Origin of the sequence: Marilutibacter maris, from assembly GCF_006546735.2 — a bacterium.
GTDB lineage: Bacteria > Pseudomonadota > Gammaproteobacteria > Xanthomonadales > Xanthomonadaceae > Marilutibacter > Marilutibacter maris.
In genome coordinates this window covers 1-10789 of record NZ_VICD02000052.1, presented here as the reverse complement: position 1 = coordinate 10789, position 10789 = coordinate 1, and the positions used below count along the sequence as shown (strand labels likewise).

The window sequence follows — 10789 nt, the reverse complement described above, 5'->3', positions numbered from 1 at the left end:
GCCAGCCGGTTCGAGCGCGCCTCCAGCTCGGCGTAGCTGAGCGTGACATCGCCGCAGACCACCGCCGGCGATGCCGGCGTCCGCTGCGCCTGCTCCGCGATCTGTTGCTGCACCGGGCGCGCGTCGTACGGTGAATCGACACCCCGCCCCGCCCGCATGGCGCCGCTGGCCTCTCGCTCGGTCAGCAATGGGTAGTCGAACACCTGCCGGCCGGCATCGTCTACGACGGCCTCAAGCAATCGCTCAAAACCTTCGGCAAGGCGGGCGACGGTGGACTCCTCGAAAATTCCGGTTCGATATGTCCATCCGATCGCAAGATCGTCTCCCGACTCGATGGCGACGACCTCCAGATCGACCTTGGCCGAACTCACCGGGCGGCGCAGGGCAGTCACCTCCAACCCGGGCAGATGCAGCTGCTCGTCGACGTTGTTGTTCAGGCTGAAGACGATCTGGAACAGAGGGTCGTACGCCAGACTCCTTACTGGATTGAGCGCCTCAACCAGCATCTCGAACGGAAGGTGCTGATTGGCGTAGGCGTCGAGAACCTGCTTTCGCTGTTCCGACAGGACATCACGAAAGCTCGCTTCCGGATCGAACTGCGTTCGCAGCACGAGATTATTGATGAAGAAGCCCACGGTGCCTTCCAGGCGGCTATCGTCACGCCCCGCGATCGGCGTGCCGATGACGACATCCCGGACATTCGAATAGCGGGCCACAAGAACGGCGAACACCGTCTGCAACGCCATGAAGTCGGTGACGTTCTCGCGCCTGGCCATGGCCCGAATCGAGCGCCACAAACCGGCGTCGAGCTGATGCCAGTAGGCACGTCCTTCGTAGCCCTGGCGTGCCGGCCTCGCGTGATCCAGCGGCAGGCTGTGCACCGCCGGGGCCCCTGCCAGCTGATCGCGCCAGTACCCTACCTGTTCATCCAGGACCTCGCCGGTCAGCCATTCACGCTGCCAGCTGGCATAGTCCGCATACTGCAGTTGCGGCGGCTCCGGCGCCACCGTGCGCCCCTCTCGCAATGCGGCATACAGCGCGCTGAACTCGCGGATAACCAATCCGATCGACCAGCCGTCCGACGATATGTGGTGCTGCGTGAACAGCAACACGTGACTGTGCGGCCCAAGTACGAGCAAGGTCACACGCAGCATCATGTCCGTGGACAGATCGAAGGGACTGCGCACTTCCTCGTCCGCCAATCGCGCGATGGAATCGTCCTGTCGTTCGACCGGGATCTCGGACAGATCCACTACCGCCAGTGGCATGCCAGCGGATGGGTTGATACGTTGCCGCGGCCCATCCGGACCGGCGACAAATGTCGTGCGCAGCGCTTCATGGCGATCGAGCAGTCGGTCGATCGCCCCATGAAGCGCGGCGCGATCGAGATCACCGTCCAGCCGCAGAGCGGACGACAGATGGTACTGGTGACTGCCACCATCTATCTGGTCGATGAACCAAAGACGCTGCTGGGCGAACGAAAGGGGCAACGGCCCAGCGCGATCGGCGGGTTCAAGCGGGCGGACGACCGATCGCTCGGCACGCTGCGCGTGCGCGGTGAAATCGCGCAGCACAGGTCGGTCGAACAGGTCCCTCAAGCTCAAACCGATACCGGACTCGCGCAGCCGGGAGATCACCCTTGTCGCCAGCAGGGAATGGCCTCCGATCTCGAAGAAGTCGGAGTTCGCGCCCACCCTGTCCGGGTCGACCTGCAGGAACTCCGCCCACAAGGACGCCATATGCCGCTCCGGCTCGCCTTCGGGCGCGACATATTCCTCCGAAGCGTATTCGGGCTTAGGAAGAGCCGCCCGATCCAACTTTCCGCTTGCGGTCATCGGCAGCGCGTCCAGCACAACGAAGGCCGCCGGCAGCATGTATTCCGGCAAGCTTTCGCGCAGCTGCCGCGCCAGCGAGGCAACCGTCGTGTCACCGGCGACATAGGCCACGAGGCGACGATCGCCGGCGACATCCTCACGAACCACGACAGCCGCCGCCTCGATACCGTCAACGGCGCGTATCCGATGCTCGATCTCCGCCGGCTCGATGCGATAGCCACGCAACTTCACCTGATCGTCGCAACGCCCGAGGTACTCCAGCGCCCCATCCTCGCGGAGGCGGGCAACATCGCCGGTTCTGTATAGACGGGTCCCAATGCGTGGGTGATCGATGAAGCTGGCATCGGTCAGATCGGGACGGCCGTGGTAGCCGCGTCCAAGGCCCGAGCCGCCAATCCATAGCTCACCGCGACCTCCGGAGGGAACCAGCTGCTGCGACTTGTCGAGAACGTACACGCGGACATTCCGCAGCGCTCGTCCGATGTGGGGTGTCGGCCCGGCTATCTCGGCACTGGTGCTGTTCACGCAACACTCGGTCGGCCCGTACATGTTCACCGCGCGTCGATCGTAGCGAGCGCGCCATGCGACAACGCGACTCCACAGCGACTGCGAGATCGGCTCTCCACCGACCACCAGCATGGGCAGAACCGGATCCAGCTGCTGGGAAAACCACAGCTCGAGCAGGCTGGGAGTCGCGTCGAGTATGGCGATGTCATGGCGACGGATCAGTTCCGACAGAGCCTCGCCGTCACGCCGGGTCGCCTCGTCGACGATGACCAGGGTTCGGCCGCTGGTCAGTTCCGCCAGACCTTGAACGGATGCATCGAATGCCACCGATGCCACCCAACCCCAGGCTCCCACCACCCCTCGCGTGGCCATCGCCAGGTTCGAAGCCAGGTTCACCACGGCCCCGTGTTCTATGGACACTCCCTTGGGCGTTCCGGTGGATCCCGACGTGTACAGGACATAGGCCAGACCATCACGGCCGATGTCCGAGGACGGCTCCGCGACCGCCTCGGCTTCGAGCGCAGTTGGATTAAAGACTCGCGCCTGGCCGTACTGCCGGTCGTCCTGCTCGAAAGTGAGCACGACTTCGGCTCCGCTATCCCGCACCATGTAGCGCTTCCGCTCCATCGGATAGTCCGGCTCCACCGGAACATAGGCCGCTCCCGTCTTGAGAATCGCCAGAATCGCAACGATCAAATTGGTGGTCCGCGGCAAGACGACCGCCACCACCGCCCCCTCCGCCACTCCCTGCGCACGCAGGCCACTGGCCAGTCGATTGGCGTCGGTATCCAGCTCCTCAAAACTGAGGATCCGGTCACCAGCGACGACAGCCACGGCATCCGGCTGCTGTCGCGCGACCCTCTCGAATCTGCGATGAAGTCCGAGGTTGATGTCCCAGCCCGCGTCTTCACCCGCCAGCGCGAGTAACTCCGCTTCCTCGGCTTCGTCCAGCAGCGGTAGCGTGCCGATCGTCTGCGTCGACCCTTCGGATAGCGCTTCCAGCAACCGTTTCAGGCTTCCGCCAAGGCGCTGCATCGTAGAGGCGTCGAACAGATCGGTGTTGTAGAGCAGCGAGAAGACGACACCATTGCTCGTTTCGGCGGCATCCAGGCTGATATCGAATTTGGCCGCCAGCGCGTCGGGCTCCCATGCCTCGAATCGGACATCGCCCGAAACCGGCGACATGCGAGCAGGCTCGGTAAGGCTGAACACGATCTGGAACAGAGGGGTGTGGCTGGTATTCCGCGCCGGCTGCAGGCGCTCGACCAGGTACTCGAACGGAACGTCCTGATTGTCCTGTGCGTCCAGGCTCGATGCGCGCAGCCGCCTGAGAAGATCGTCGAAGCTTTGATCGGGATCGCAGTCCACGCGCAGGACCAGCGAATTGACGAAGAACCCGACAAGAGGCTGAAGCTCCTTATGCAACCTGTTCGCCACGGGAGTTCCGATAACGATATCGGTCTCGCCGGAGAGACGCGACAGCACCACGGAGAACGCAGCGCTCAGCAACACGAACAACGTCGCATTGGCCGCATGCGCACGCTGCTTCAACCCCTCCAGCACACCGGCGCCAATCTCGAAGCGGTGGATTCGCCCGTTGAAGGTCTGGTTGGTGGGACGGGGGCGGTCCAGTGGAAGCGAGTGCGTGGCCGGAAGGTCCGCGAGCCTATCCTCCCAATAGGACAACTGCCTTTCCATGACCTCGCCCGCCAACCAGTTCCGCTGCCATGCGGCATAGTCGGCATAGGCAACCGGCAACGGCGGCAACGGGTCGCCCCGTCCGTGGACGAACGCATCGAACAGCTGAATGAACTCCTGCACAAGCACCCCCATGGACCAGCCATCGGAAGCGATGTGGTGCATGTTGAATGCTAGGACGCCCTCGTCATCTGCCATCGAGACGAACGCGGCACGCAGCATCACGTCGGAAGCAAGATCGAAAGGCTCGGCCGCATACACGGTCAGGAAGTCGGCCAATCCCCGCTCTCGCTCCGAGACAGGCAGGTGGCTCAAGTCCAGGCGCCGCAGCTTCCAGTCGAACTGACCGCGAATCCGCTGCATTGGTCCATCCGCCGTGTCCACGTACACGGTGCGGAGCGGTTCATGGCGTTCGATGATCCGGCGCAACGCATGCTCGGTGGCATCCTGATCGAAGCGACCGACTACCCTCAAGGCGCCTGGCATGTTGTAGTGGGCACTGCCTCCGGCGAAGCGATCCATGAACCAGAGCCGTTGCTGCGCGAACGACATCGGCACCAGATCCGACGAGCGCTCCAATACTTCCACCGGCGGTCGGGATATCACCGGCTCCCTGTCGCCATCGATCCGCGCCGCCAGTTCGTCAAGGCGCGAGGCCTCGAAAACCGCCCTGATCGGCATGTCGACGCCAAGACGGTCGTGAATCTCGGCCAGCAGACGGATCGACAGCAGAGAGTGACCGCCCAACGAGAAGAAGTTGTCCTGGGCTCCGATATCTCCACGATCACGCCCCAACAGCGACGCCCATATCTCCGCCAGCTCGGCCTCGGTCGGGGTCGAAGGTGCGACATAGGTCGCCGCCTCGTCGGCGGGCAATGGCAGCACGCTCCGATCCACTTTTCCGTTGGACAGCTGAGGCAGCTTAGGCAGGCACACGAATGCGGTCGGAACCATGTACTCCGGCAGCCGCCCCAGCAGGTGTCCGCGCATGCGCGCCACCAGGGAATCATCGGCTTCCGCCGCCACGTAGGCGACCAGCCGCTTCTGGCCTGGCCGATCCTCCCGCGCCACCACGACCGCCGCCGTGACTCCCTCAATGCCAAGCAATTGCTGTTCTATCTCGCCCAGCTCTATCCGGAGGCCCCGGATCTTCACCTGAAAATCGTTACGGCCCAGGTACTCAACCGCTCCCTCCGGCAACCAGCGCCCGACATCGCCGGTTCGGTACATCCGCCCCCCCGGAATCGCCGAGAACGGGTCCGGCAAGAAACGCTCCTGCGTCAGCTCGGGCCGATTGCGATAGCCGCGGGCGACGCCCACACCGGCCAGCCAGATCTCGCCACATACGCTCTGCGGCACCGGCTGCCCGTCCGGATCGAGGACATAGACACGCATGTTCGCGATGGGACGGCCGATCGGCACCACGCTCCGACCGATGTCTTCGCTGCAATCCCAGGCCAATGCTTCGATGGCCGCCTCGGTGGGACCGTATAGATTATGGATTTCGGCCGACGGCAGAACCTCCCGGAACCGCTCGATCAGTGCGAAGGACAGTGCTTCGCCGCTGCACCATATGCGCCGGATGCTGGCACACCCGGCAGAAGACGCATGATCGAGGAAGGCCTGCAGCATCGAAGGTACGAAGCAGGTGGCGGTGATCCGCTTTCGCTCGATGATCTCGGCCAGATATCGAGGATCCCGATGCCCGTCCGGACGCGCCACGACCAGCTCGGCACCACTGATAAGAGGCAGGAAGATCTCGCAGACGGATACGTCGAAGCTGAACGGAGTCTTCTGCAGAATCCGCTCGTCGCTTCCCAGCTCAAAGCGCTCGCGCCCCCAGATAAGACGGTTCAGTACGCCGGCATGCTCGTTCATCACGCCCTTGGGCGTCCCCGTGGATCCGGATGTGTAGATGATGTAGGCGAGACTGCTGGAGCTCATCTCCAGATCGAGATTCGATTCGGGCCGGTCGGACCAGGCGTTCGAGTCGGCATCCAGACAGATCACAGGCACACCCGACTCCGGAAGAGCGGGACGCAGGCACTCCTGCACCAGCACCACATCCGGCGCACTGTCCTGGATCATGTAGGCGATCCGGTCACCCGGATAGTCCGGGTCGAGCGGCACATAAGCCGCGCCGGCCTTCAGCACGGCGACAATGGCGACGATCATGTCGATCGATCGCTCCAGGTACAGCCCGACGCGCTTCTCCTGACCGACACCGAGAGCTCTGAGGTGGTGAGCCAGACGATTGCTTCTCGCGTTCAACTCCCCGTAGCTGAGCGCAGAATCGCCGAAGCTCAAGGCATGCGCATCCGGCACCCGGGCGGCATTGGCCTCGATGAGCTGATGAATGCAGCGTTCCAGGGGGTAGTCGGCGCGGGTGTCGTTCCACTCGATCAGCAGACGCTCGCGCTCTTCGTCTCCCGGTCGTGTCAGTTCCGCCAACGAGGCATCCGGGTTGTCGACGATCCGGCGCAGGGCCATGCCAATCAGATCACCAAGGCGCTCCATGGAGGACGCGTGGAAGAGGTCGCGGTTGTACGCGATCCCGATATCGATGCCGTCTTTGCCCTCGGACGCATTGAAGGTCAGATCGAACTTCGCGCTGACGGCTTCCCCGAACAGCGGAGTCATCCGCAGCGAGGGCAGCTTGACCTCTCCTTCCTCGCGGGCGTCCATCGCAAGCATGATCTGGAACACCGGTGAGTGGCTCGCGCTGCGCTGCGGCTGGATCCGCTCGACCACGTGCTCGAAGGGCACGTCCTGATTGGCCTGCGCCTCCAGGTTCACCTGCCGCACGACGGCCAGATGCTCGCGGAACGAGCGGGCAAGAGGCGTCTGGGTGCGGAGTGCCAGAGTGTTGACGAAGAAGCCCACAAGGGGCTCCAGCTCGGCACGCCTTCGATTGGCCACCGGCGTCCCGATAATCACGTCCTCACTGCCGCCATAGCGCGCTAGAACAGCCGAAAGCGCTGCGTGCACCAGCATGAACAAGGTGGATTCGGCGCCCAGGGCCAGCTCACGCAGACGCTCGGCGACATCGCCGCCGACTCGAACGGCGTGAACCGCGCCGGTGAAGGCCTGCTGTGGCGGTCGCGGATGATCCAACGGGAGGCCATGAACCTGGGGGATCCCCGTCAAGGTCCGCTCCCAGTACGCCAGTTGCCGGTCCATGCGGTCGCCCGACAACCAGCGTCGCTGCCACTGGGCATAATCCGCGTACTGGACCGGAAGCGGCGGCAGGGGATCGTCGGCGCCTTCGGACAGGGCCGCGTAGAGCATCACGAACTCGCGTACCAGCACGCCCATCGACCATCCGTCCGAGGCGATGTGATGCATGTTGAACATCAACACGCCATCGCTGTCCCCGAGGTGGATATAGGCTGCGCGCAGCATCAGGTCGCGATCTAGCGCGAACGGCTTGACCGCATCCGCGTTCAGTGCGTCCCGGACCGCCTGGTCGCGAAGCTCCGCCGGCAGGTCGCTCATATCGAGTCTGGCAAGCGAGAACCTACCCGCCGGCCGGATCCTCTGCATCGGCGTGTCGGTCGATGCAACGAACACCGTCCGCAGTACCTCATGCCGCTCGACGATCCTGGATAGCGCGCGCTCGGCGAGCTCAGGGTCGAAGGCGCCCTCGATCCTCATCGCTCCTGGCATGTTGTACTGGGGACTTCCTCCTCCCAGCCGATCAATGAACCACAGCCTTTGCTGCGCGTACGACGCCGGAATGTCGCCATCACGCGGTACCGGCACGATGTCCGGCTCATCGCCATCGCTGGCGCTGAGCCATTCCAGCAGCTGCGCCTTGTGATGACGCAGGGAGCCCATCAACTCGCTCGAAAGCGCAGCCTTGTCGCCACGGATACGCAGGCCGCCAGCGCCATCAAGGGCAAGACGGATGCCCTTGTCCTCAAGTGCATCGATCAGGGATTCCAGCGTGTTCAAATCACCGCCTCCGCCTCGTCTTCTCCGAGCGCTTCGTTCTCGTCGATAGCCATGCGATTGACCCGCTGGTTCGCATCGATGTAGGCGGCAAGCGCCTCGATCGTCTGGCCACCGAACAGCTGATGGACCGGGACCGACACCCCCAATCCCCGACGGATCATCTCGATCAGCCGTATCGCCATCAGCGAGTGGCCGCCAAGCTCGAAGAAGCTCGCGCGGATGCCTATGGTCGAAACATCCCTTCTCAGCAGGACCGCCCAGGTATCGGCCAACCACACCTGCGTCTGTGTCTGCGGCGCCACATAGTCGGGCAGCGATACCGCGAAGTCCGGTAGCGGCAGCGCCTTGTGGTCGACCTTGCCGTTGGGCGTCAATGGCAGCGCGTCCAGGCCGACGAACGCGACCGGCCACATGTACTCGGGCAGACGCGACATCAGCTCGCTTCTGCAGCGTTCGGCGAGACCGGCGTCCGCGTCGGGGGCGACGACGTACGCGACCAGGCAGGCCTCGCCGTCATGAACGTCATTGCGGGCGATCACCGCCGCTTCCCGCACGCCTTCGACACTGGCCAGTACGCTCCGGATCTCTCCAAGCTCGATACGGAAGCCGCGAACCTTGACCTGATCGTCGCCGCGCCCCTCGAACAGCAGTTCGCACTCCGGCAGCCATCGGACCAGATCGCCGGTCCGATAGAGGCGCCCGCTGCCAAACGGGTTCTCCACGAACCTCTCCGCGGTAAGTCCGTCCCGGTTCAGATACCCGAGGGTTACGCCCTCGCCTCCGACATACAGTTCGCCGAGACCGCCATCGGGCTGAATCTGCATCCCGGTACCCAATACGTACAGTTGCGTGTTTTGGATCGGGCGTCCGATCGGCACCGCGCCGCGGCCCGACAGCGCCTCCAACTGCGCCGACGTTGCCATCTCGTACACGCTGCAGCCCACCACCGTCTCCGTCGGGCCGTACTCGTTGACAAACCGGGCATTGGGCAGGCGCTCACCCTTCCATGTCCGCAGCGTCGCCACACCGAGCTGCTCGCCGCCCACGACGATACGGTGGGCGGCGCTACCTACACGGCCATCTGCCATGTGCTCCAGGGCTTCCAGATGTGCGGGTGTGATCTTGAAGAGACGGGGCGCTCCACTGTCGAACAACCGTTGCGACAGCACCTCCAGCAATGCCTCACCATTCGGCAGCAACTCCACCTGCTTCCCGGCCAGCAGAGGCGGCAGCAGCGTCGTCAGTGTCGCATCGAAGCTCAGCGGAGAACTCACGACGGCGCCGAGCATGTGCTCGTCGAGATAGTGCTTCGCAGCATGGTCCAGATAGTTGGAAAGCGCACGATGCTGGACCATCACCCCCTTCGGGGCTCCGGTCGAGCCTGAGGTGTACAGGACGTAGGCCAGATCGTTCTCGCCGACGCCTTCCGCCAGCTCTGAGCCGCCCTCGAACTCAGCCAGCCAGTCGTCATCGACCGATGCGCCGTCCATGCTCATGACATCGATGCTCTGCAGCGGGAGCTTCTCCAGCCCTTCGTTGTCCAGCAGGACCCATTCGATTCCGGCGTCGGCGATGATGGTTTCCAGTCGACTTGCCGGCAACGAGGGTTCCATCGGTACATAGCAGCCCCCCGCTTTGAGAACGCCGATCAATGCGATCATCAGTTCGACCGAGCGATCCATGTACAGGCCAACCTTCGTCCCCCGCGCGATCCCGGACTCCCGCAGATATCCGGCAAGCCGGTTGGCCCTCGCATCCAGCTGCGCATAGGTCAGCGATATCTCTCCAGCGGAGACCGCAATCGCATCCGGAGTGCGTTGTACCTGCACCTCGAAGCGCCGGTGCACCGGCGAAGTGTCGTATGCCACCGAGCTCAAGTTGCGGCGGTCGCGCAGCTCGATGAGTTCCTGCTCGTCCAGGAGAGGTGTCGACATGTGACAGCGCTGGGGCGCGTCCAGCATCAGGTCGATCGCGCGTCGGTAGTAGCGGGCGATTCGCGCAATCAGCCCCTCGTCGAACAGATCGGCATTGAATACCAGGCTCATTCGCAATGTGTCGTCTCCGACACCGCGCGATATATCCACGTGGAAGTCAAAGTTCGTCTGTTCGAAACTGCTCGAATCGATTACCTGCAGCGGTTCGCCAGAAGAATCCATCTCCTGATAGACATGGAAATGGGTGTAGTTGAAAGTGACCTCGTCGAATACGCTTCCGACATCTTGTTGAATCCGCGACACTGGATAGCGTCGATACGCGACGCTGCGAGTGCTCAGCTCTGCGGTCCTCGCCACCAGTTCCTGCCAACTCTCTTCGACCATATCCATGGCCAGGGGTAGCGAGTTCAGATACAGGCCAAGACCCCGCTCCGCACCATCGCTTTCCGGACGCCCGTTCTGGGTCACGCAACTGACCGCCCTTCCCTTTCCGCTCAGGGCTGCCAGGACCTTGAAGTGGATCGACAGCAGCACGTATTGCAGCGAAACCCCCAATCGCTGCGCAAGCGCGATCAAGTCCGCGGAAACCGACTCCAACGATTCGACGAAATGGATTCCCTGGGCAAGGCCGAACTCGCCACTCGCCCTCCCGTTCTCATTGAGACGCGGCAGCTGTCGCGTCGGGGCGTCTTCCAGCAAGGTCGCGAAGTAGGTCCGTGCATCGGGATCCGACTGCACATGCTGCTCCAGCGCCACGAAGTCGCGATAGGTCCAGTCCGCCGTCACCGGCGCCAACGCCTGGCCCGACAGCAACTGCTGGTAGCGGTTGTACAGCACCGTCGTCAGCGCCGCCCGGCTCCA

The 10789-nt window shown here is 63.5% G+C and carries 2 protein-coding genes; both read right to left on the bottom strand.

From position 1 onward, the window contains the following. A partial coding sequence (locus FKV24_RS03835) for a non-ribosomal peptide synthetase (RefSeq protein ID WP_141481378.1) occupies window positions 1–7994 on the bottom strand: 7994 nt, incomplete at its 3' end. Beyond that, window positions 7991–10789 (bottom strand): non-ribosomal peptide synthetase (locus FKV24_RS03830; protein WP_141481376.1); only part of this gene is annotated, 2799 nt, incomplete at its 5' end. The genes FKV24_RS03830 and FKV24_RS03835, both read right to left, overlap by 4 nt.